The sequence below is a fragment of the Granulicella sp. L46 genome (assembly GCF_009765785.1).
Classification (GTDB): domain Bacteria; phylum Acidobacteriota; class Terriglobia; order Terriglobales; family Acidobacteriaceae; genus Granulicella.
This window is the reverse complement of sequence record NZ_LMUT01000003.1, coordinates 721,372-744,332: the sequence shown is the minus strand read 5'-3', so window position 1 is coordinate 744,332 and position 22,961 is coordinate 721,372. Positions and strand designations below refer to the sequence as shown.

General features: G+C 59.8%; 16 protein-coding genes and 1 pseudogene. 9 read left to right on the top strand and 8 right to left on the bottom strand.

The annotated features are described in order from the left end of the window. From GSQ80_RS04005 to gnd, 5 genes and pseudogenes are all read right to left on the bottom strand, one after another. A pseudogene (locus GSQ80_RS04005) lies at window positions 1-398 on the bottom strand (radical SAM protein); the annotation flags it as partial. Between the two features lie 56 nt (window positions 399-454). Beyond that, window positions 455-2,023, bottom strand: coding sequence for a sensor domain-containing diguanylate cyclase (locus tag GSQ80_RS04000; protein ID WP_158786188.1), 1,569 nt, complete (start codon window positions 2,021-2,023; stop codon window positions 455-457). 178 nt (window positions 2,024-2,201) lie between these two features. Continuing rightward, window positions 2,202-2,858, bottom strand: a complete 657-nt coding sequence (locus tag GSQ80_RS03995) for a response regulator (RefSeq protein ID WP_158786187.1) — start codon at window positions 2,856-2,858, stop codon at window positions 2,202-2,204. A 107-nt stretch (window positions 2,859-2,965) separates the two neighbouring features. Continuing rightward, entirely contained in the window at window positions 2,966-3,736 is a 771-nt protein-coding gene (locus GSQ80_RS03990) for a Crp/Fnr family transcriptional regulator (protein WP_158786186.1), read from the bottom strand. 291 nt (window positions 3,737-4,027) lie between these two features. Then, window positions 4,028-5,038 (bottom strand): phosphogluconate dehydrogenase (NAD(+)-dependent, decarboxylating), encoded by a 1,011-nt coding sequence (gene gnd / locus GSQ80_RS03985; RefSeq protein WP_158786185.1) that lies wholly within the window; start codon window positions 5,036-5,038, stop codon window positions 4,028-4,030. A 253-nt stretch (window positions 5,039-5,291) separates the two neighbouring features. Here gnd and GSQ80_RS03980 point away from each other — a divergent pair, with 253 nt between their 5' ends. From GSQ80_RS03980 to GSQ80_RS03945, 8 genes are all read left to right on the top strand, one after another. After that, a complete protein-coding gene (locus tag GSQ80_RS03980; RefSeq protein ID WP_158786184.1) occupies window positions 5,292-5,633 on the top strand; it encodes a hypothetical protein in 342 nt (113 codons plus the stop codon). 222 nt (window positions 5,634-5,855) lie between these two features. Continuing rightward, window positions 5,856-6,566: a 50S ribosomal protein L1 gene (gene rplA, locus GSQ80_RS03975; protein WP_158786183.1), complete on the top strand. Its 711-nt coding sequence runs from the start codon at window positions 5,856-5,858 to the stop codon at window positions 6,564-6,566. Between the two features lie 163 nt (window positions 6,567-6,729). Then, a complete protein-coding gene (gene rplJ / locus GSQ80_RS03970; protein WP_158786182.1) occupies window positions 6,730-7,455 on the top strand; it encodes a 50S ribosomal protein L10 in 726 nt (241 codons plus the stop codon). Between the two features lie 154 nt (window positions 7,456-7,609). After that, on the top strand, window positions 7,610-7,984 hold the full coding sequence (gene rplL / locus GSQ80_RS03965; protein ID WP_158786181.1) for a 50S ribosomal protein L7/L12: 375 nt from the start codon (window positions 7,610-7,612) through the stop codon (window positions 7,982-7,984). An 802-nt stretch (window positions 7,985-8,786) separates the two neighbouring features. Next, entirely contained in the window at window positions 8,787-13,280 is a 4,494-nt protein-coding gene (gene rpoB / locus GSQ80_RS03960; protein ID WP_158786180.1) for a DNA-directed RNA polymerase subunit beta, read from the top strand. Window positions 13,281-13,510: 230 nt separating this feature from the next. Continuing rightward, complete coding sequence (gene rpoC, locus GSQ80_RS03955) at window positions 13,511-17,701, top strand: DNA-directed RNA polymerase subunit beta' (protein ID WP_158786179.1); 4,191 nt, start codon at window positions 13,511-13,513, stop codon at window positions 17,699-17,701. Window positions 17,702-17,885: 184 nt separating this feature from the next. Continuing rightward, window positions 17,886-18,746, top strand: coding sequence for a family 16 glycosylhydrolase (locus GSQ80_RS03950; RefSeq protein WP_158786178.1), 861 nt, complete (start codon window positions 17,886-17,888; stop codon window positions 18,744-18,746). A 15-nt stretch (window positions 18,747-18,761) separates the two neighbouring features. After that, a complete protein-coding gene (locus GSQ80_RS03945) occupies window positions 18,762-19,505 on the top strand; it encodes an SDR family oxidoreductase (RefSeq protein ID WP_158786177.1) in 744 nt (247 codons plus the stop codon). Between the two features lie 88 nt (window positions 19,506-19,593). On the opposite strand, the gene GSQ80_RS03940 is transcribed toward GSQ80_RS03945, so the two are convergent. Beyond that, window positions 19,594-20,091: a VOC family protein gene (locus GSQ80_RS03940; RefSeq protein WP_158786176.1), complete on the bottom strand. Its 498-nt coding sequence runs from the start codon at window positions 20,089-20,091 to the stop codon at window positions 19,594-19,596. Continuing rightward, window positions 20,088-20,675 carry a DUF4440 domain-containing protein gene (locus GSQ80_RS03935; RefSeq protein ID WP_158786175.1) on the bottom strand — a complete coding sequence of 196 codons (588 nt, stop codon included), beginning with the start codon at window positions 20,673-20,675 and terminating at the stop codon, window positions 20,088-20,090. Before GSQ80_RS03935 ends, GSQ80_RS03940 begins: the two co-directional genes overlap by 4 nt. Window positions 20,676-20,850: 175 nt before the next feature. Here GSQ80_RS03935 and GSQ80_RS03930 point away from each other — a divergent pair, with 175 nt between their 5' ends. Further along, the gene (locus GSQ80_RS03930) at window positions 20,851-22,152 is read left to right on the top strand and encodes a dicarboxylate/amino acid:cation symporter (protein WP_371315680.1); all 1,302 of its coding nucleotides are present in this window, start codon (window positions 20,851-20,853) and stop codon (window positions 22,150-22,152) included. 533 nt (window positions 22,153-22,685) lie between these two features. Here the strand turns inward: GSQ80_RS03930 and GSQ80_RS22970 are convergent. After that, window positions 22,686-22,961 (bottom strand): hypothetical protein (locus GSQ80_RS22970; protein WP_216850116.1); only part of this gene is annotated, 276 nt, incomplete at its 5' end.

Here is a 22,961-nt window from a genome sequence, read left to right as displayed (position 1 = left end):
CGGAGCTCCTGCTCGAGGAGCCAAGCGGCGTTTTCTTTGAGGTAGATTTCGTGCTCGAAGGCGAGAGCCCAGGGTTGCTGCGGGATGTCGAGGGTGCCGATGGGGGGCGTGGTGATGGGTGTGGGCTGGAGGAACTCGTGGGTGTAGCGGGCGAAGCAGTATTTGCAGCCGAACTCGCAGCCGCGGAAGGGGTTGATGGTCCAGTAGTTCTTTAGCTGGCGCTTGGAGACGGACCGATTGAGGATGGTGCGGGGCTGGAGGGTGCGGAATTCGATTTGGTGGCCGTCGTCGGTGTGGGTGGACTCGGCGGCCAGGCGGGCCATGCCGAGGAGCCGCGGGCCGGGGTGTTGGTTGAGGATGGGGAACAGGGAGCTGGGGGTGAGTTTGGTTTTCGCCATTTCTTCGCCTCGCTGGAAATGAGAGTAGGCGGTTATCGGTGGAGTGTCAAGGGGGATTACAGGTAGTCGGTTTTGCGCCTTCGTGGGTGGGCTGGGAGCTCGGGCTGCTGGGCTTCCAGTGGGATGGGGAAGTCGGAGAGGTTGGATTCTACGCGGTTGCGGCCGAGGAGCTTGGCCAGGTAGAGGGCGCTGTCGGAGGCGTTTAGGAGGGAGACGGGGGACTGGCCGGTTTCGGGGACGGCGACGGCAACGCCGATGCTGACGGTCTGGAGATGCCAGGGGCTGCCGGGGTGGGGAAGTTTGATGGCGGCGACTGCGGCGCGAAGATTTTCGGCCGCGGCCATGGCTTGGGCGCTATCGGTGTTGCGAAGAATGACGGCGAACTCTTCGCCGCCAAAGCGGGAGGCTTCACCGTGGGATGGGGAGATGCCGTCGGCGATGATGTTGGCGATTTGCCGGAGGCAGTTATCGCCGTTGATATGGCCGAATAGGTCGTTGTACTTCTTGAACAGGTCGACGTCGATCATGAGGAGGGAGAGGGGCTGGTTGGCGACGAGGGCGCGACCCCATTCATCCTGAAGGCGCTCGTCAAAGGCGCGGCGATTGGCCAGGCCGGTGAGACCGTCGAGCGAGGCGAGGAGGCGGTAGCGGGCTTCGCTTTGCTGGAGGGAGACTTCGAGCTCGGTGCGCTCTTCCAGCAAGGTGGCGACGAGGAAGCAGGTGAAGAGCGCGACGGCAAGGAAGATCTGGACGACGACGATGCGGTGAAGCATGCGGTGGTCAACGTCGAGCATGAGCGGGCCGTAGCCGTTGATGGTGAGGGGGATGGAGATGACGGCGATGACGCAGACGGCGAGGACTGTGCCGGGGAATCCGAGGCGGAAGACGACCACGAGAAGCGCGGGGACGATCAGGAAGATGAGCGAGTCCTGGTTGTGGGTGAAGACGAACAGCGTGGCGAGCGCGGGGATGAGCAGGAGACCGAGGGTGTTGAGGAGCCGGCGGCGGTGAAGGATGTGGAAGAAGCCGGGGCGGAGGAGGATGAAGGTGAGGGGCGCCATGATGGACATGCCGAGGATGTCGCCGAGATACCAGGTACGGAAGAGGGTGAGCCAGGGGCCGGCGTTGACGAAGAGGAGGGTCCAGGCAGCGCCCAGCGCGCTGGTAACGGCGGTGGCGCCGATGACGGCGATGAAGAGGAAGCCGACGAGGGGTCTGCGACGGGAGAGGTTGAAGGGGCTGCCGAAGAAGTAAGTGAGTACGAGGGCGGAGAGGATGACCTCAACGGAGTTGGCGAGGGAGACACCGAAGGCGAGGGCAAAGCGGTCGCCGTAGAGGACGTCGGCGAGGGTATCGGCGAAGAGGCCGATGGCGAAGTACTGGATCCAGAGGCGGCGGGGACGAAGAATGACGAGGGCGAAGAGCATGCCATTGGTGAACCAGATGGTGGCGACGCCCTCAGAACTGTTGGAGAGCTTGATGCCGAGCCAGGAGAAAAGGAGCAGGACTAGGAAGGTGATGGCGAGCTCGAGCCAGTGCGCGAGGCCTTGCGGCGACGCGGGTGGGAACGCGTCGGGGTAGAGGAGGCCTTGCGGGTTTGGCGGAGTGAAGGGCTCGGCTCGCATGGGTAAGTAACAGTATCCACGAAAGTTGAGGAGACGGGCGATGAATTGATCGCGTGGCGAAGAAGCGCAGCTGCAGGAACGAAGCTTCATGGAGCGGGCAGGACGAGGGGTCGTCGCTGAGGCTAGCGGACGCCGTGGGGCATAACGGGATTATCTTGAAGGCGGGAGGATGGAGGGGTCAGGCGCGGCGCGCGTTGAGGGAGTTGCCGGGATATTCGCTGGCCATGGTGCTGGGCTCGCTGGGAACGATTTTGGGTTTGATCGCGAGGGCGATGGCGTAGTCGACCTTGCCGCCGCAGAAGCGGCAGTTGGTTTCGCGGATCTCGGCGTCGATCTCTTCGATGGTCTGGCGAAAGGGTCGGAGGCAGGCGGGGCAGTTGAGGAGGACGTGGTTGGACTCGAAGGGCATGCGGGATTCGAGGTCGATCCAGAGGGGCGTTGGGGTGCGATGGGAGAAGAACGAGGTGTGACCCAGGTGGGCGGCCAGGTCCATCAGCTCGAAGAGGCTTGCCAGGCCGGATGCCTTTTCGTGAAAGCCATCGGCGGCAATGCCTTTGGGAACAGTGTTGCCGGAGTAGGCGCCGCTGGTGGCGATCACGTGGATCTGGGGGTAGAGTCTGCGGACGACGGAGAGGAGCTCGAAGCCGGACATGCCGGGCATGTTGAGGTCGGAGAGGAGGATGTCGGGCACGCAGGAGCGGATCATCTGGAGCGCGGCAAAGCCGTCTTCTGCGGAGCGGACGGTGAAGTCGCGCATGGTAAAGATCTGGGTGAGGAGGTAACGCGTGTCGGGTTCGTCTTCGACGATGAGCAGGTTGAGATTGGTCTTCGACATAAGGATTTCCTTTCTGTCTGGTGGGCGAAAGGAGCGTGAATCAAGACTGTCACGGGGCGCGAAACTTATCTGTTCTAAAGCGAACGGATGCAACGGATGGCGTGCTGTTAATCGGCTGCTGGACGCAATTTCTTTGATGGGACTGATTTGGGCGGCACAGTGCGGGTGCGCTCGCGCCCTTCGATTTCCATGGGTGGGCGCTCGGAGTTATGGCCGCTGAACTGGTCGTGCAGGACGACGTTGAGAAGGGATTTGTGGACGCGGATGCGTCCGTTGTATTCGATGAATCCCAGCTTGCGAAAGCGATTCATGAAGAAGCTGACGCGGGAGCGGGTGGTGCCGATCATTTCGGCGAGGGCTTCCTGGGTGATGGCGGGGATGAGGGTTTCGGGCTCGCCGGGCTTGCCGAACTCGGCCATGAGGAGGAGGGTGCGGGCGAGGCGCTTTTCGCTGGAGTTGAAGAGCTGGTCGACGAGGTCGGCCTGGGTCTTCATGCCGCGAGCGAGGAGGAAGCGGAGGAAGAAGTCGGAGAAGGTGTGGTCGTCGTGGAGGGCCTGAATCATCTCGTCGCGATTGATTTTCATGGCGGTGCAGGCGGTGACGGCTGAGGCGGTGGCCATGCGCAGGCCGCCGGCGCCGGCGATGGATTCCTCACCAATGAACTCGCCTGGGACCAGTAGGGTGATGGTGGCTTCTTTGCCGGCCTGGGAGACGACGGTGAGTTTGGCGCGGCCTGCGGTGAGATAGAAGACGCAGTTGGACTCTGTGCCTTGGGAAAAGAAGGCCCCGCCTGGTTTCAGGTGGACGAGTTTACGACCTGGACCTTCAATATTCAGGAATTCAGTAAAGGAAAGCTTGGGATCACTTTTGGTCTTCATTGAGTGTCCTTTCGTGGCTGGCATGTGGCGGTTCCTCGGCGCCACTACCTTGTCAACACGTGCCCGGTGATCATGGCCCGAATACGACTAAGAAAAGCGACTCCAGATAAAGGATCATTCAGGATACTTGGTCGGCGATGGTCAAAATAGCTCGCTTTACAAATAAATTATGGAGACGGGCAACCCGAGGGACGTATTTCAGATCGCCGCCTTTCGCAGGGGATATCGCCCCAAACGACACAAGGGGGAGAGCGATTCGCTCTCCCCTCGTGTCGTCGGAACCTGTAGAAGCTATTTTTTCTCTTGATGGCCGCCGAATTCGTAACGCAGCGCGGAGAGGAGTTTGTCGCCGAAGTCGGCTTCGCCGCGGGAACTGAAGCGATCGAAGAGAGCGGCGCTGAGGACGGGCGCTGGAACGGATTCGTCGATGGCGGCTTTGACGGTCCAGCGGCCTTCGCCTGAGTCGGAGACGCGGCCAGCAAACTTGCTGAGGTCGGGGCTCTCGAGGAGGGAGGCGGCGGCTAGATCGAGAAGCCAGGAGGAGACGACGCTGCCGCGACGCCAGACTTCGGTGACGTCGGCGAGGTTGAGGTCGTACTGGTAATTTTCGGGATCGCGGAGGGGCGTGGTTTCGGCGTCGGAGTCTTGCTTGGTTTTGCCGGCGTTGGCGTGGTGGAGGATGTTGAGGCCTTCGGCGTAGGAGGCCATCATGCCGTACTCGATGCCATTGTGGACCATTTTGACGAAGTGGCCGGCGCCGTGGGGGCCGCAGTGGAGATAGCCGTGCTCGGCGGTGCCGCCGATCTTTTCGCGGCCGGGAGTGCGGGGGGCTTCATCGATGCCGGGGGCGAGAGACTTGAAGATCGGTTCGCAGCGCTGGAAGGGGGCGTCGGAGCCACCGATCATGAGGCAATAGCCGCGGTCGGCTCCCCAGACGCCGCCGCTGGTGCCTACGTCGAGGTAATGGATGGACTTGGGCTTGAGGGCTTCGGCGCGGCGAATGTCGTCCTGGTAGAAAGAGTTGCCGCCGTCGATGAGGATGTCGTCGGGCTGGAGGTGGGGAAGGAGGTTGGCGATCACCTCGTCGACTACCGCGGCGGGGACCATGAGCCAGATGACGCGGGGGGTGGTGAGTTTCTGGACGAAGTCTTCGGGGGTGGTGGCTCCGGAGCCGCCTAGCTTGGTGAGGGTGTCGATGGTGGCTTGGTTGCTGTCGAAGCCTACGCATTGGTGACCGGCTTTGATGAGGCGCTGCACCATGTTCATGCCCATTCTTCCCAGGCCTACCATTCCTAGTTGCATTTGTGTGTCTCCTTGTGTGTTGGATGTTGGGCCAGTGTAGATGTGGCGTAGCAGTTGCGATACAGATATTGCTTATCCTTCTGATGCCGTCGAAGGGACGCGAGGACGAGGGAGACGCTGAAGCTTAACGAGCTCGTTCACCGTATAAACAGATACGTTTGTTCATTAAGCTGAGGTGTATTTGATGAAAAGGCTTTGTGCTGGGCTCATTGTTCTGCTCTGTTCTGTTTCTCTGCATGCTCAGAAGACCCGGATGGCGCAGGAGCTGCCGTATGCGAAACCGGGTATGGATTACCCGATGGTGGTTCATGTTTACGGGGTACATATCCGCGCTGATTGTTCGCTGGGGCACTGGGAGGGGCAGTGCGCCGATGTGCTTTTTGCCGATATCACCTCAAATGGGCGAAAGCTCGAATTGGTGAGCAGCGACGCTATCCCCGAGGATCCCTACAATAAGACGAGGCTGCTGTCGTTTGGAGACGTCCATGCGCGCGTATTGAAGAATGCTCCCGGGACGGAGCTGGGAGACGAGTACGAATTTCTGCTGCCGAATCGTAGGGTCTTGAAGTGCGTCGTTGTGGGGATGACTGAATAGGCCTGGAACCTCTTGCGTGCCGGCCCTGTGTGGCGTGAAGGACGATTTCTGGTGAAAGTGCCTGTGAATTGTCAGTCTGCAGATTGACCTTTCCCCCGAAATCCGGCATACTTAGAAGGTTGTCTGCACTCCTATGCAGGCTAGTCGGGACCACGCCCTTGCGGAACAGTGCAAGGCCTTCGCCGGAAAGGCGTTAGGTACGGGGTGGGAGACGAGGAAATAATGGCAAAGAAGCTATCCAAGAATATTACGAAGGCGCGCGCGCTTGTGGAGCAGCGTCCTTATACGATCGGCGATGCGATTCCCCTGTTGCAGAAGGCCAAGTACGCCAAGTTCGACGAGACCGTCGACCTGACCATGCGGCTGGGTGTTGATACGCGTCACGCTGACCAGATGGTCCGCGGAACGGTTGTTCTACCCCACGGGCTGGGCGGCAAGTCGAAGGTTGTGGCGGTTATCGCTTCGGGCGATAAGGTCAAAGAGGCTGAGGCTGCCGGCGCTGAGTTCTTCGGTGGCGAAGAGCTGGTCGAGAAGATCCAGAAAGAGAACTGGACCGATTTCGACGCCCTGATCGCTACGCCGGACATGATGCGTTCGGTTGGACGTTTGGGCAAGGTCCTCGGACCGCGTGGCTTGATGCCGAACCCGAAGACGGGTACCGTGACCACGGATGTGGCTGGAGCTATTCGCGAGATCAAGGCCGGTAAGGTTGAGTTCCGCGCCGATAAGACCGCGCTGGTTCATGTGCCGGTTGGCAAGCTTTCGTTCAGCGCGCAGAAGTTGCAGGAGAATGCGTTGACGGTGATCTCGTCGGTGGTGAAGGCTAAGCCTTCGGCTGCCAAGGGCAAGTACATCAAGCGGATTGTGCTGAGCTCGACGATGGGCCCCGGCATTGAGCTTGAGGCAGCTGTTGCGGATGTGGCTACGAAGTAAGCGCGGCTTTTAGCTTCTAGCTTGCAGCTACCAGCTAAGGACCGACCAGGATTGAGTTTTACTCCCGCGGAGAGTTTGGCCCGGTGAGATACAGATTGAGCTAGCAGCTGCAAGCCGCAATTCGGCTGAAAGCTAAGAGCTAGCAGCTAAAGGCTGGTTTTATATGGCATTGACCAAGGCGAAGAAGAACGCAAAAGTAGCGATGCTGGCGAGCGAGCTTGAGAGCTCGACTACGGCCATCATCGGCACGTTCAAGGGGCTGACTGCCTCGAAGGACTTTGAGCTGCGCAAGGTGATCCGCGAAGCGGGCGGCGCTTACCACGTGGTGAAGAACAAGCTGGCGGCGAAGTCGTCGGAAGGCACCAAGGTAGAGGCTGCACTGCAGGGTTTGAAGGGTGTGAACTCGGTTGCGTACACGTCGGGTGACCCGGTGGCGCTGGCGAAGGCGCTTTCGACCTGGGTGAAGGACAACGCGGAGTACACGTTCAAGCTGGGCATCGTCGACGGCAAGGTGATTACGGTCGCCGAGATTGACTCGCTGGCGAAGCTGCCGGGCAAGGAAGAGCTGTTCTCGAAGCTGCTGTTTCTCATTCAATCCCCAGCCCAGCGGTTGGCTACGGTCATCAATGCTACCGGTCGCAACCTGGCGGTCGTCGTGAATATGGCGGCGGAGCAGGGCAAGTTTGGCGCACCGGCGGCGAAGGCTGCACCGGTTGCCGAAGCACCTGCGGCAGAGGCTCCTGCAGCGGAAGCGGCAGTGGTCGAGGTTACGGCAGCGCACGTTGAAGAGGCTTCCGCGGGCGAGCAGCCTTCGGGCGCGGCTGAGCCGGAGAACGGCACGGCGTCGCAGGCTGGTGAAGCGGCGAGCACGGAACCGGCTGAAGGATAACAAGTTTCGTCGCAGTCTTTGGCGGGTGCGCAGTCTGGGCGCAACGGAAACCCACCGAAGGGGCGGCAGCTTAGAGCGGAAGACGGCTTTAGGTGAGTTGAATCAGCAGTATAGCGGTATCAAGTTTTGAAATTTGCAGTATACGGAGAGAAACATGGCGGACATTAAGCAGTTGGAAGATCAGATCGTTAGCCTCAGCCTTCTTGAGGCTTCGGAGTTGGTAAAGAAGCTTGAGGAGCGCCTTGGCGTTTCGGCAGCGGCTGCGGTTGCTGCGGCTCCTGCGGGCGGCGGTGCGGCAGCGGCTGCGCCGGTTGAAGAGAAGACCGAGTTCACCGTCATCCTCAAGGATGCTGGCGCGAACAAGATCAACACCATCAAGGCCGTACGCGAAGTCACCGCTCTTGGGCTGAAGGAAGCCAAGGACCTGGTCGATGGCGCGCCCAAGGCGTTGAAGGAGAACATTTCGAAGGAAGATGCAGCTGCCATCGCGAAGAAGTTTGATGGCGTTGCGACCGTCGAGATCAAGTAACGACGGCCGCAGTTTGAGGAGGAGCAGGTCTGGACCTCGGGTTCGGGCCTGTTGAAATCCTCCGGTTGCAGCCGAGGCAGATGTGCGGTAATCTCTCTGATGGGAGACTGCCGCAGCTGCCTCGGCGCAACGTTTTTCTGCGGATCTCGAAAGCTTAGAATCTAACGGCGTCTAACTGGCATCTAACAGTTACATACTATTGAATTAGTGGTTTTATCCGGTTCATCCTGGCAATGCGAAGCAGGTTATGGAGCCGGCCACCTTGTGGTTCGAGCGGCGGGTCCGCAGGGTGCAAACGTGCGACAAGCGGCAAACGTTGAGACCCGTACGGCGTACGGGATCAAAGGGCGGCGATTATCCACCGTTTCTGTATCAACTCACTTACGAATAGCGTATGCGCGCTCTCCGGGCAGGCTGTCCCGCAGGGCGCTTTCGCCGTCTCTGGCGAAACGGGCGCTGTAGTGGCACCAAACAGGTAGTAACAGATTTAGATCTTACTCCTGTCCCATGGGATGTATGGCTGTTGTAACAGATTTTGCCTTGTGTACGTAAGGCGTCGGCACCACCCAGGTTTCCACCCCGCAGAATGCTTCGCTGGGGTTTCTGTACTACGCGCTTCAGGTGCGATCTCTGCGAGGAGAGGCTGCACCGGAACAGGCGCACATCAAGTCCAATGAGAGATGCCGCAGATGCGGTGGTTTCTCCCTTCCGAGGGTAGTAGCTCCAAGCGGGCGCACTCCGGAGGGCCTCGAGCCAAGCAGAAGGTCAGCCCCAAGAGGCTGACCGAGCAACAGGAGAGAGCATGTCGAAAACAAACCCCACCGAAATGCGCGCGATCCGCACCCGACTGGATTTTTCCAAGATTCCGACGAGCATCCAGATCCCCAACCTGATTGAGGTCCAGCGCCGCAGTTATGAGCGCTTCCTGCAGATGGACAAGCTGCCCCGCGAACGCGAGGACAATGGCCTGCAGTCGGTCTTTACCTCCGTTTTCCCGATCACTGATTTCCGTAACGTATCCGAGCTTGAGTTTGTCGATTACTCGATCGGCAACTGGGAGTGCAAGTGCGGCTACCTGAAGGGTCTGAACCACCTGCGCACCGCTTGTACGAGCTGCGGGCACATGGTCATTACCGACCCGTTCCATCCCGGCGACGTACTGTGCAAGTTCTGCGGAACGTACAACAAGAACACGCCTGACTTCTGCACCAAGTGCGGCGACCCGGTGGGTCTGCAGCTGAAGTACGACCAGGCTGAATGCGAAGAGCGCGGCATGACCTACTCTGCGCCGCTGAAGGTGACGATTCGCCTGAAGATTTACGACAAGGACCCGGAGACGGGCGTGAAGACCCTGCGCGATATGAAGGAGCAGGAAGTCTTCTTTGGCGATATTCCGCTGATGTCGGCTAACGGTACGTTCATCGTGAACGGTACCGAGCGCGTCATTGTGTCGCAGCTGCACCGTTCGCCTGGCGTCTTCTTTGAGACGGCGAACAACCGCACCTACTTCCTGGGCAAGATCATTCCGTACCGCGGTTCGTGGGTCGAGTTTGAATACGACCAGAAGAACACGCTGTATGTGCGCATCGATCGCAAGCGCAAGTTCCTGGGAACGATCTTCCTGCGTGCGCTTGGTTTGCGTACGGATGAAGAGATTCTCAAGACGTTCTACGTTGTCGACACGATCACGGTGAAGGATGGCAAGCTGTTCTGGGCGGTGACGCCGGAAGAGACGCCGACGAATCTGGTCGGTACGCGCTCGGCCATTGCTTTGCATGGTGCGAAGAAGGAAGAGTTGGTTGCTGCGGGCAAGAAGATTGGTCCGTCGTCGATCAAGCATGTCCGCGCTGCGGGCATTGCGCAGATTGAGGTTGAGCCTAGCGAGTTCGACGGCGCGATGATTGCGGCCGACGTGATCGACATGGGCACGGGCGAGTTGCTGTATGAGGCTAACGGAGAGCTCACTGCCGACAAGCTGCACAAGATCATTCAGTCGGGCGTGACCAATCTGCAGGTCTTCTTCCCGGAGCGCGACGATGTGGGTAACATCATCTCGAACACGTTGCGGCGCGACTCTGTGCGCAAGCCGGAAGAGGCGCTGATTGAGATCTACCGCAAGCTTCGCCCGGGCGACCCACCGACGTTGGATACCGCGACTGCGCTTTTCGAAGGCATGTTCTTCGATCCGCGCAAGTACGACTTCTCGCGCGTTGGCCGTCTGAAGTTCAACATCAAGCTGTATGAGAACCAGGATCCCAGCGGGCTCGACAAGCGCACGCTGACGTCTGAGGACTTCTACGGCACGATTCGTTACCTGCTGAAGCTGCGCAAGAATATCGGCAACGTCGACGACATCGATCACCTTGGCAACCGCCGCGTTCGCGCGGTCGGCGAGCTGATGGAGAACCAATTCCGCATCGGTCTTGTTCGCATGGAGCGCGCAATCAAGGAAAAGATGAGCGTGTATCAGGAGATGTCGACGGCGATGCCGCACGACCTGATTAACGCGAAGCCGGTGATGGCAGCGATTCGCGAGTTCTTTGGGTCCTCGCAGTTGTCGCAGTTCATGGATCAGACGAATCCGCTGTCGGAGATTACGCACAAGCGGAGGCTTTCTGCCCTTGGACCTGGTGGTCTGTCGCGTGAGCGCGCTGGCTTTGAAGTCCGCGACGTTCATCCCACTCACTACGGACGCATCTGCCCGATCGAGACGCCGGAAGGTCCAAACATTGGACTCATCTCGTCGCTGTCGTGCTTTGCACGGATCAACGAGTACGGCTTCATCGAGAGCCCTTATCGCAAGGTGAAGGACGGCGTGGTCCTGGACTACGTTGCTGTCACCAACGCCGGCGAGTCTGGTTTGCGCCAGGGCGACTTCCTCGAGATTTCGGATTCGGTGAAGCAGAACAAGCAGCTGAAGAAGGACGGCAAGCGCACGATGGATCTCGAGCCGTTCAGCTTCTATCTTTCGGCTTGGGAAGAGGACCGTCACACGATCGCGCAGGCCAACATTGGCCTGGACGAGAACCTGCACATAGTTGAGGATCTCGTGAATGCGCGTAAGGCTGGCAACTTTGTGCTGGTGCCGAAGGGTGAGGTCGATTATGTCGACGTCAGCCCGAAGCAGCTGGTATCGGTTGCGGCTTCGCTGGTTCCGTTCCTCGAGCATGACGATGCGAATCGCGCCCTGATGGGTGCGAACATGCAGCGTCAGTCGGTGCCCTTGCTTGTTGCTGAGGCTCCGTTTGTTGGTACGGGTATGGAAGGCGTAACGGCGCGCGATTCTGGCGCTGTGATCCTTGCAAAGCGCAACGGCATTATTGACTCGGTCGACTCCGAGCGCATTATCGTGCGCGTGGAAGGCGAGCATCATCCGACGCAGTTGTCGCGTGAAGTTGGTTCGGATATTTATCAGCTGACCAAGTTCAAGCGGTCGAATCAGAACACCTGCATCAACCAGAAGCCGGTGGTGCGCAAGGGTGATCGCGTAATCAAGGGCCAGGTGATTGCGGACGGTCCGTGCACGGAGCAGGGCGAGCTTGGTCTCGGCCGCAACGTGCTGGTGGCCTTCATGCCATGGCGCGGGTACAACTTTGAGGACGCGATTCTGATCTCGGAGAAGCTGGTCCGCGAGGACTACTACACCTCGATTCACATCGAGGAGTTCGAGATTGAGGCGCGCGATACGAAGCTTGGACCGGAAGAGATCACGCGTGATATTCCGAACGTTTCGGAGCACGCGCTGCGTGACCTGGACGAGTCGGGCATCATCCGCATCGGAGCGAAGATTGGTCACAACGACATCCTCGTCGGCAAGGTAACGCCCAAGGGCGAAACCCAGTTGACGCCGGAAGAGAAGTTGCTGCGCGCGATCTTCGGCGAGAAGGCAGGCGACGTTCGTGATGCCTCGCTGACGTGCCCTCCGGGCATCGAAGGCACGGTTGTGGATGTTCGCATCTTCTCGCGCAAGGGTCAGGAAAAGGATCAGCGCGCGTTGCAGATCGAGCAGGAGATGATCGAGAAGCTGGAGCGCAACTTGGCGGATGAGATTCGTATTCTCACCGACGAGCGCCTCAAGCGGCTTGAGAACATTCTTGGCGCGAAGGAAGTACTCGCTGATCTGCACGATGAGCGCACCAACAAGAAGCTGCTGACCAAGGGCGACATTCTGAACCGCGACATCATCGAACTGATCTCGACGCGCAACCTGAAGCGTATTCGCTACGCTGACAAGGATCCGCGTGTGAACGAGCAGATCGACGAGATCGAGGAGATGACGTCTCGCCAGATCGATGTGCTGCGCAAGATCACCAACGAGAAGATCGGCAAGATGCAGAAGGGCGATGAACTTTCGCCTGGCGTCATCAAGATGGTGAAGGTCTATATCGCGATGAAGCGCAAGCTGTCGGTTGGCGACAAGATGGCCGGACGCCACGGTAACAAGGGCGTGATTGCGCGCATTCTTCCTGAAGAAGACATGCCGTATCTGCCCGATGGGACTCCAGTGGAGATCGTACTCAATCCGCTCGGTGTGCCTTCGCGTATGAACGTCGGTCAGATCCTCGAAACGCATCTTGGCTGGGCTGCACATGAGCTCGGCGCGAAGGTTGCCGCACTCGCTGAGCAGCACAACAAGGCCAGCGAAGTGAAGGAGATCTTCAAGGATGCGTTCAAGAATACGGCGGCACTGAACCAGCTGTTGGCACTCGATGACGAGCAGACGATTCGCGTCGCTGCCGGCATGAAGCGCGGCATCTGGTTTGGAACGGCGGTGTTCGACGGCGCCAAGGAGAGCGAGATCAAGGCGCTGCTTGCAGCGGCTGGACTCCCGAGCTCGGGCAAGAGCGAGATGTATGACGGCATGACGGGCGAGCCATTTGAGCAGCCTGTGACGGTCGGTTATATCTACATGCTCAAGCTGAGCCACTTGGTCGACGATAAGATCCACGCTCGTTCGATCGGACCGTACTCGCTGATCACGCAGCAGCCGCTGGGTGGTAAGGCGCAGTTCGGCGGACAGCGCTTCGGTGAGATGGAAGTGTGGGCGCTTGAGGCTTATGGCGCAGCTTACATCCTGCAGGAGTTGTTGACCGCGAAGTCCGATGACGTCTATGGCCGTACGAAGATCTACGAGGCCATCGTCAAGGGTGAGGCAGCGATCGAGCCGGGCGTGCCCGAGTCGTTCAACGTTCTCATCCGCGAGCTGCAGTCACTCTGCCTCGATGTTGAGCTGGTGAAGAAGACTGCGACGGCGGAAGAAGTTGTGCCGCTGCCGGAGCTTGCTGTCGCGGATTAGTGCTTGATTAGTGATCGCCGCTGTTGTCGGCTCCGGGCTTGTGTAATGGCAGGAGCCGACGGCAGAGGGCGAGAAAGTTTGAAGGGATGAGGCCGGAAGATTGGATCATCTCGAAGGCAATAGAAATAGAAATCGAAACAGCAGCGAAGCTCGCAACACAGGCTCTTGAAGTTGAAGAGTGAAGCACAAAGTTGGTATCGAGCTAAGCACTGCACACGGAGAGAAAAAATATGTTCCGCTCCAGCCCCTTTGAAACAACCAGTCCGATTACGGACTTTGACTCGATTAAGATCCAGCTCGCGTCGCCCGAGAAGATTCGCTCGTGGTCGCATGGTGAAGTCACCAAGCCGGAGACGATCAATTACCGCACGTTCAAGCCGGAACGCGATGGCTTGTTTTGCGCGCGCATTTTTGGACCGATCACCGACTGGGAGTGCCTGTGCGGCAAGTACAAGCGCATGAAGCACCGCGGCGTGATCTGCGACAAGTGCGGCGTCGAAGTCACGCTGTCGAAGGTTCGTCGCGAACGCCTCGGCCACATCGAGCTGGCATCGCCTTGCTCGCACGTCTGGTTCTTTAAGGGCCTGCCGTCGCGTATTGGTCACCTGTTGGACATCTCGCTGCGCGAGCTCGAGGCTGTTCTTTACTTCGAGAGCTACGTTGTGGTCGATCCAGGCGACGCGCCCGTGAAGGAGCGCGAGGTCATCAAGGACGAGAACCGCTTCCGCGAGCTCGACCAGCAGTATCGGCCGTCTGGTTTCAAGGCCATGATGGGCGCCGAGGCCATTAAGGAATTGCTGAAGCGCGTTGAGGTCAACGAACTCGCCATCGAGATGCGCGAGCGCATGAAGACCGAGACCTCGCTGCAGAAGAAGTTGAAGTATGCCAAGCGCCTGAAGGTCGTTGAGGCCTTCCGCCGCTCGGACAACAAGCCGCAGTGGATGATCCTGGACGTGATCCCGGTGATCCCGCCTGAGCTGCGCCCGCTGGTGCCGCTGGATGGTGGACGTTTCGCTACGTCGGATTTGAACGATCTGTATCGCCGCGTGATCAACCGCAACAACCGCTTGAAGAAGCTGATGGACCTGCACGCACCTGAGGTCATCGTCCGCAACGAGAAGCGCATGCTGCAGGAGGCTGTCGACGCGCTGTTCGATAACGGCCGCCGTGGCCGCGTGTTGCGCGGTGCGAACAACCGTCCGCTGAAGTCTCTTTCGGATACGTTGAAGGGCAAGCAGGGCCGGTTCCGTCAGAACCTGCTTGGTAAGCGCGTGGATTATTCGGGACGTTCGGTGATCGTGGTTGGACCCGAACTGAAGCTCCACCAGTGCGGTTTGCCGAAGAAGATGGCGCTCGAGTTGTTCAAGCCATTCATCTATCACCGTCTTGAGCAGACCGGCCATTGCACGACCATCAAGCAGGCCAAGGAGATGGTTGAGCAGCAGGATTCGATCGTCTGGGACATTCTCGAAGAGGTGATCAAGGACCACCCAGTGCTGCTGAACCGCGCACCGACGCTGCATCGTCTGGGCATCCAGGCGTTTGAGCCGGTCCTCGTCGAAGGCAAGGCCATCAAGATTCATCCGCTGGTCTGCACCGCCTTCAACGCCGATTTCGATGGCGATCAGATGGCTGTGCACATTCCGCTGAGCCCCGAAGCGCAGATCGAAGCTTCGGTGCTGATGCTGGCTTCGCACAACATTCTTTCGCCGGCCAGTGGTCACCCGATCACGGTGCCTACGCAGGATCTCGTGCTCGGCCTCTACTACCTGACCAAGGCAAAGCTGGGCGCCAAGGGTGAAGGCCGCGTGTTTGCGAACATCGAAGAAGTATTGATGGCGCTCGAGGCTAAGCAGGTCGAGACGCTGACGCCGATTCGTCTGCGCTACACCGGACCAGTGCTGGATATGACCGTCGCGTATGACGATCAGGACATTCTGCATACCGAGCCTGTTGAGTTCACCAAGCAGTTCATCAACACAACTGTTGGCCGCGCGATTTTGAACGACGCGCTGCCTGAGGGCATGCCGTTCGTGAATGGCCTGATGAAGAAGAAGGGCATTGGTCAGCTGATCAATTACCTCTATCTGAATCTCGGCCTCGAAGTGACCGTGAAGGCGTTGGACAAGATTAAGGAGCTCGGCTTCCAGTACGCGACGCGCTCTGGTCTGTCGGTTGGCCTGGACGACATGGTCATTCCGGATTCGAAGTACACGCTGGTGCACGAGGCGGAGAAGCAGGTTATCGCCATGCAGCAGCAGTATCTTGACGGATCGATCACCAACCTCGAGCGGTCGAACAAGGTCACGCAGATGTGGTCTGGCGTTACCGAGCGGGTTGCTGACGAGATGTTCAACAACATGAAGCGCGCGGACAAGGAAGGAGCCATGAATCCGATTTACATCATGGCCGATTCTGGTGCACGTGGTTCCAAGCAGCAGATTCGTCAGCTGTCTGGTATGCGCGGACTCATGGCGAAACCGAGCGGTGAAATCATCGAGACACCGATCACGGCGAACTTCCGTGAAGGTCTCACGGTGCTGCAGTACTTCATCTCGACGCACGGCGCGCGTAAGGGCCTGGCGGATACGGCGTTGAAGACGGCGGACTCTGGTTACCTCACGCGTCGCCTGGTTGACGTGGCGCAGGATGTCATCATTTCCGAGTTGGATTGCGGCACGGTGGAAGGCATTTACGTTACCCCGATCATCGAAGCCGGTGAGACGATCGAGCCGTTGCGCGACCGCATCATTGGCCGCGTGTCGCTCGAGAAGTTGAAGGACTTCGAGGGGAAGGTGATCGTCGAGATCAACGAAGAGATCGACGAAGATAAGGCCTCCGCAGTTCAAGCGGCGGGTATTGAGCGCGTGAAGATTCGCTCGGTGCTCACCTGCGAGTCGAAGCGCGGATGCTGCATCCTTTGCTACGGCCGTAACCTCGGCTCGGGCAAGATGGTTGAGATGGGCGAGGCTGTCGGCGTTATCGCAGCGCAGTCCATTGGCGAGCCTGGAACGCAGCTCACGATGCGTACCTTCCACATCGGCGGAACAGCGTCGCGTGTGCAGGATACGTCGCATCTTGAAGCCAAGAACGCGGGCAAGATCCACTTCATCAATCTCGTCACGGTTCGCGCGAAGGAAGGTGGACTGGTTGCATTCAACCGCAACGGATCCATCGCCGTCATCGACGCGAAGGGTCGCGAGAAGGAGCGGTATGCCATCGTCTACGGCGCGAAGCTGAAAGTAGAGGATGGGCAGGAGGTCAAGCTCGGCGACGTGATCGGCGAGTGGGATCCTTACACCTTCTCGATCCTCACGGAGATTGCCGGAACGGTGCAGTTCAAGGACCTGCAGGAAGGCCTCACGCTCAACGAAGAGATCGACGAAGTTACTGGGCTGGGACGCCTGGTCGTCGGCGACTCGTCCGATGAGAAGCGGCAGCCTGCGATCATCATCAAGAGCGCGAAGGGCACCAAGCGGTACCTGATGCCGTCACGTGCTCACCTCATGGTGCAGGATGGCGACGAGGTTTTCCCGGGAGATATTCTCGCGAAGATCCCACGTGAGACGACGCGTACGAAGGATATTACGGGCGGTCTACCGCGCGTGGTTGAACTCTTTGAAGCGCGTAAGACACGTGATCCGGCGATCATCTCGAAGATCGATGGCGTGGTGCGGTTTGGCGACGTCTCGAAGGGTCAGCGCAAGGTGTACGTCACCGCGGACAACGGCCAGGAAGAGGAGTACAGCGTTCCTCGCGGTGTGTACGTCAACGTCCAGGAAGGCGAGCGGTTGCGTGCCGGCGATGCTTTGATCGACGGACCTCGCAATCCGCACGACATCCTCGAGGTGTTGGGCGAGCGCGAGCTGCAGCAGTATCTGGTCAACGAGATTCAGGAGGTTTATCGTCTGCAGGGCGTGTCGATTTCGGACAAGCACATTGAGACGATCGTCCGCCAGATGCTTCGTTGGGTGAAGGTCGAAGAGGTTGGCGACACCAACTTCCTGCTCGAGCAGCAGATCGATCGCTTCCGGTTCAACGCCGAGAACCAGCGCGTGCTGATGGAGGGTGGCCGTCCGGCCATCGGACGTCCGCTGCTGCTGGGCATCACTAAGGCGTCGCTCTCTACCGACAGCTTCATCTCGGCGGCGAGCTTCCAGGAGACCACGCGTGTGCTTACCGAAGCGAGCATCAACGGCTCGGTCGACACGCTCCGCGGACTCAAGGAGAACGTCATCGTCGGCCGCTTGATTCCGGCGGGTACTGGTATGGCCTACTACCGCAACGTTCAGCTCTCACCGGAGCTGGAAGAGGCGGCGGCGCAGGTTCAGCAAGAGGTTACTGCGGCGATCGAAGCCGAGGAGCGCGAGCTGGAACAGATGCGCATGGAAGGCGAGCAGGAAGAAATGGCCGCAGAATAAACGACCAGCGAATAGCGGGTCGCGCAAAGGCAAGAACGGAAGGGCGGACTCGAAAGAGGCCGCCCTTCTTGTTTGGTTTAGGGACGGCTCTGTGATGAGTTCTTGCCGTTGCTTGCGGGCATGAGGCAAGATGGGAGATCGGAGAAACGGATGGGTGCGCCCATCGGAGATGCGGGTTCAAACTGTGAAGAGATTTCTTGCGGTGGTGTTGGTGGGTTTGGGTGGCGTGATTTACGCGCAGGTGCCGCGGGCAGAGCATCTGGTTTGGTCGGATGAGTTTAATGGGGCTGGTAGTGTTCCTGATCCGGCGAACTGGGAGTTTGAGACGGGTGGGAATGGGTGGGGGAATCATGAGCTGGAGACTTATTGTGCGCTGGGATCGGGGGTGGGGCCTTGTAAGACTGCGACGCCGAATGTGGTGGTGACGGATGGGTATCTGCACCTGGTGGCGCGACGGGATGCGGTTACGGGCAAGTGGACTTCGGCGCGGATGACGACTAAGGGGCTGCAGAGTTTTCAGTATGGACGGATTGAGGCGCGGATTCAGATTCCTGCAGGGCCCGGGGTGTGGCCGGCGTTCTGGATGCTTGGCGATAATGTCGTCGAGAGGCATTGGCCGGCGTGTGGCGAGCTGGACATCATGGAGAACATTGGCAAGGAGCCGGGGAAGATTCATGGGTCGGTGCATGGGATTGGGTTTACGGGCACGCCGCTGACGACGGTCGCCACGCTGCCGGCGGACGCGGAGTTTGCTGCGGCGTTTCACACGTACGGCATGATCTGGTCGCCGGGCAGGGTGCAGTATTACGTGGATGATCCGGCGCATCCGTATGCGACGTATACGCGGGCCGATCTGCCTAAGGGTGCGGTGTGGCCGTTCGATGATGGGCGGTATTTCTTTCTGTTGAATTTGGCGATGGGTGGAGATTGGCCGGGACCGCCGGCGGCTACTACTCCTGCGACGGTGGAGATGCTGGTGGATTATGTGCGGGTGTACCAGGATGAGCAGGTGAGTCTGACGAGTGGAAGTGCGGGAAAGCGGTAGGGATATGGTGTCTGTATGAGCGGACGTGTTGCGCTGGTGACGGGGGCTTCGCGGGGGTTGGGCGCGGCGATGGCGATGGCGCTCGCTGAGGCTGGACATCGCGTGGCGGTAAATTACTTTGAGCGCGCAGCGCGGGCTGAGGAGCTTTGTGCGGGACTGCGGGCGAAGGGGTTGGTGGCGCAGGCGTTTCAGGGGGATGTGCGGGATGAGGCCGAGGTCTCGCGTTTGGTGAGCGAGGTCGAGGCGGCGCTGGGCGCGATTGAGGTGCTGGTGGTGAATGCTACGGGGCATCAGCCGCTGCTGTCGATTGAGGAGCAGACGTGGCAGGCGTATTTGGATCAGATGGAATTTTTTGTGAAGTCTCCGCTGCTGTTGATGAAGGCGGTGTTGCCGGGGATGCGGGCGCGCGGGTTTGGGCGGGTGATCCAGATTGGCAGCGAGGTGGTGGAGCTGGGGAATCCGCGGTTTGCGAATTATGTGGCGGCGAAGGCGGCGCAGCTGGGACAGACGCGGTCGTGGGCGCGTGAGCTAGGGGGGTCGGGAATTACGGTGAATTTGGTGGCGCCGGGATGGATTCCTACGGAGCGGGCGTTTGATGCGACGGAGGAAGAGAAGCTTGGGTATGTGCGCGGAGTTGCGCTGGGACGCATGGGTTTGCCGGAAGAGGTTGGGCGGGTCGTGGCGTTTCTGGCTAGTGATGGGGCTTCGTTTGTGACGGGGCAGAAGATTGCGGTCAATGGCGGGAACACGATGGTGTGAGGGGGGAACGTTCTCAGTTCTCAGTTGTCAGTTCTCAGGAAAAGCGAAGCCCTGCGGCTGACAACTGACACCTGAGAACTGCGTGGAGCTAGGCTTCGTGGGCGGCTAGCAGGCCCTTGAGGTCTAGGGGGCGGGTGTACATGGTTAGGTTTCCGTTGGGGTCGCGGGGCCATTCGGATTCGGGGCGGTCCCAGTAGAGCTCGACGCCGTTGAGGTCGGGGTCGTGGAGGTAGAGGGCTTCGCTGACGCCGTGATCGGCGGCGCCGTCGAGAGAGATGTTGGCGGCGAGGAGGCGGCGGAGGGCGTCGGCCAGGGCGGCGCGGGTGGGGTAGAGGACAGCGAGGTGATAGAGACCGGTGGTGCCGGGGGCGGGAGGCTGGCCGCCGAGGGACTCCCAGGTGTTGAGGCCGATGTGGTGGTGGTAGCCGCCGGCGGAGAGGAAGGCGGCGGAGTCGCCCATGCGCAGCGTGATGTCGAAGCCGAGGACGCCGTGATAGAAGGCGAGAGCGCGGTTGAGGTTGGCGACGCGGAGGTGAACGTGACCCATGCGGGTCTGGGGATGGATGGGATTGACGCTAGAGCTCATGGGGTGGGAAGGCCGTTGGTTGGGGGAGGTTCGTTGGCGCTGGCGTCGAGGGCTACCTTCCACTCGCCGTGAACCTTCTTCCAGAAGGTAATGTAGCGACCGGTGGTGGTGGTGGATTTGCCGTCCTTCGCGATGGTTGTCGCGTCGTAGTGTCCCCAGGTGAAGCCGGTGTCGTTGGAGGGGCCGATCTGGGCGCCTTCGGCGTACCAACTGAGCTTGTAGGCGGCGGGATCCCAGTTGGCGATGGAGGCGATGGCGGAGCGGCCGAGGACGGCAGGCTGGCCATTGTTGAGGGTGACGCCGTCGTCGGCGAACCAGGAGCTGAAGGCCTTACCGCCGCCTTCGGTTACAGCCGCGGAGAACTGGCCTTCGAGTTTGAGCATCTCGAGAACGCCAGGTGGGAGATTCGGCAAGTGGAGGGGCGTGTAGGTGAAAGGCGCCTTGGAAGGGCTCGCTGGTGCCGGGACGGACGGGTTGGTCGAGGGACTGACGGCGCTGGCTGGCGGGAGGTTCTGCGCGTGGAGCGCGGCGGGACCGGTGAAGGTGGTGGCAGTGAGCAGAAGGACGAGGGTTAGTCGACTCATGAGGAGAATTGTACGTCTCGGATACGGCTGGGATACGACTGGGATATGGCTGGGACACGTTTGGGCGGGTGCGGCTGATATGCTTCGGGCCATGGGACATGGCAGGGCGAAGGGCGAGTTGCTGGTTGCGGCTGCGGGTGGGATGGTGGTGGGCGCCGGGGTTGTTATGAGTGCGATGCACGCTCCGCATGCCCTGGCGATGGGCGTGCGCTGGGCGGGTGTCCTGCTGATGATGGTGTATGCGTGGCGGCGGAAGAGTTTGACGCCGTGGATCTTTGTGGCGATGGTGGCGGGAGCAGAGCTGGGGTTCGATGCTCCGCATGTGGCCGTGCAGTTGAGGGTGTTGTCGGATATTTTTCTGAGGCTGATTCGGACGATTGTGGCTCCGCTGATCCTGGCGACATTGATTGTAGGGATCGCGGGGCATGGGGATCTGAAGAGCGTCGGGCGCATGGGGTTGAAGGCGCTGGTTTACTTCGAGGTCGTGACTACGCTGGCGCTGGCGGTGGGGTTGGTGGCGATCAACCTGACGAAGGCTGGTGTGGGATTGACGGTTTCGGGTGTGGCTCCGATCGTGACTGCGCCGGTGGCTACTCGGTGGGATGAGGTGTTGCTGCATGTGTTTCCAGAGAACCTGGCGAAGAGTATTGCCGAGGGGCAGGTGCTGCAGGTGGTGGTGTTCGCGGTGCTGTTCGGGATTGCGCTGGCTACGGTGAGTGAGGCCAAACGTGCGCCGGTGCTGCGGCTGTGCGAGAGCCTGAGCGAGGTGATGTTCCGGTTTACGAATGTCGTGATGTACTTTGCGCCGGTCGCGGTGGGAGCGGCGATGGCCTACACCGTGGGGAATATGGGGTTGGGCGTGCTGGTGAATCTTACGAAGTTGCTGGCGACGTTGTACGGCGCGTTGGTAGTGTTTGGTTTGTGCGTGCTGTTGCCGGTGGCGCTGTTGTTTCGTGTGCCGGTGCTGCGGTTTCTGCGCGCGGTGGCAGAGCCGGCGACGATTGCCTTTGCTACGTCGACCAGCGAGGCCGCGCTGCCGAGTGCGATGGAACAGATGGAGGCGCTCGGAGTGCCGCGACGGATTGTGGCGTTCGTGATTCCGGCGGGGTACAGCTTCAACCTCGATGGGTCGACGCTGTATCTGGCGGTGGCGAGTATCTTCGTTGCGCAGGCCGCGGGGATGCACCTGACGCTGGGTCAGCAGGTGGTGATGATGCTGACGCTGATGCTGACGAGCAAAGGCGTGGCGGGGGTTCCGCGGGCGATGCTGGTGGTGTTGCTGGCGACAGCTTCGCAGTTCCATCTGCCGATGGAGCCGATCTTTGTCATTCTCGGGATTGATGCGCTGATGGATATGGCGCGGACTACCGTGAACGTGGTGGGGAACTGTTTGGCTAGCGTGGTGATCGCGAAGTGGGAGGGCGAGTTTGGGACGGAGCCGGCTAGCGAAGTGGTGCGGGATGGGGCCGAGGCGTAGGGTACCCCCCCTCCCCCCTCTGGGTATGACTTGAGCTGTAAAGTATTCCATTCAGGCGGGTTAGACGGCAAAGTATCCCCTTCGGGTATGACTCAGGCTGTAAAGTAGTCCATTCAAGCGAGTTAGGTGGCAAAGTATCCCCCTGTTTGGGCGGCTTGTTGGGTGCGCCGTTAGCCCCACTCGGTGATATGTCGGGCCGTTGGCCCCTTTGTGGTGGCCTGTGTGGACGTGGTTTCGTTTCTTGTGGGAGGGTCTAGTTCAATTGTAGTGAGTTGGTGGGGGTAACTATGCCAACTTGCCTGGAGAGAAATCGCCAGTGGGGGCGCGGGTTTGGTGGGATTGGGTGGGTGCTGGGGTCTTGACATGCGGATTATGGGCTGTTTTTGAGAGCGGTTTGGGAGATTTATTTTTGGTGGGGCGAGGGGAAGGTAATCAGGGCCTCTGTGGAGCTAAAGCGCCTCCCTTCCGAAAAGGCGAGGGAAAAGGACGGGCGAAAGCGGGTTCGCTCGCTGCGCTCGGAATGACAATTTCTTTCAGAAATTGTCAAAGAAAAGCAACGGCAACGGCAACGGCGAAGGCATCAGCAACTGCAACGCTAGTGCCACCGCACCGCCACCGCCGGTGCCAGTGCCGGTGCCAGTGCTACTGCCAGTGCCAGTGGTAGTGCCACTGCCAGCGCCAGTTCCAGCGCGAGTGCCAATGCGGGGATCTCTCCACTGCGCATCACGAAAACTGGTGCGTGATGCTCTGGTCGAGATGACAGAGTTTGGCGTAGGGCTCGTCTTCTTAGGGTTGGGTGGACCAGCAGT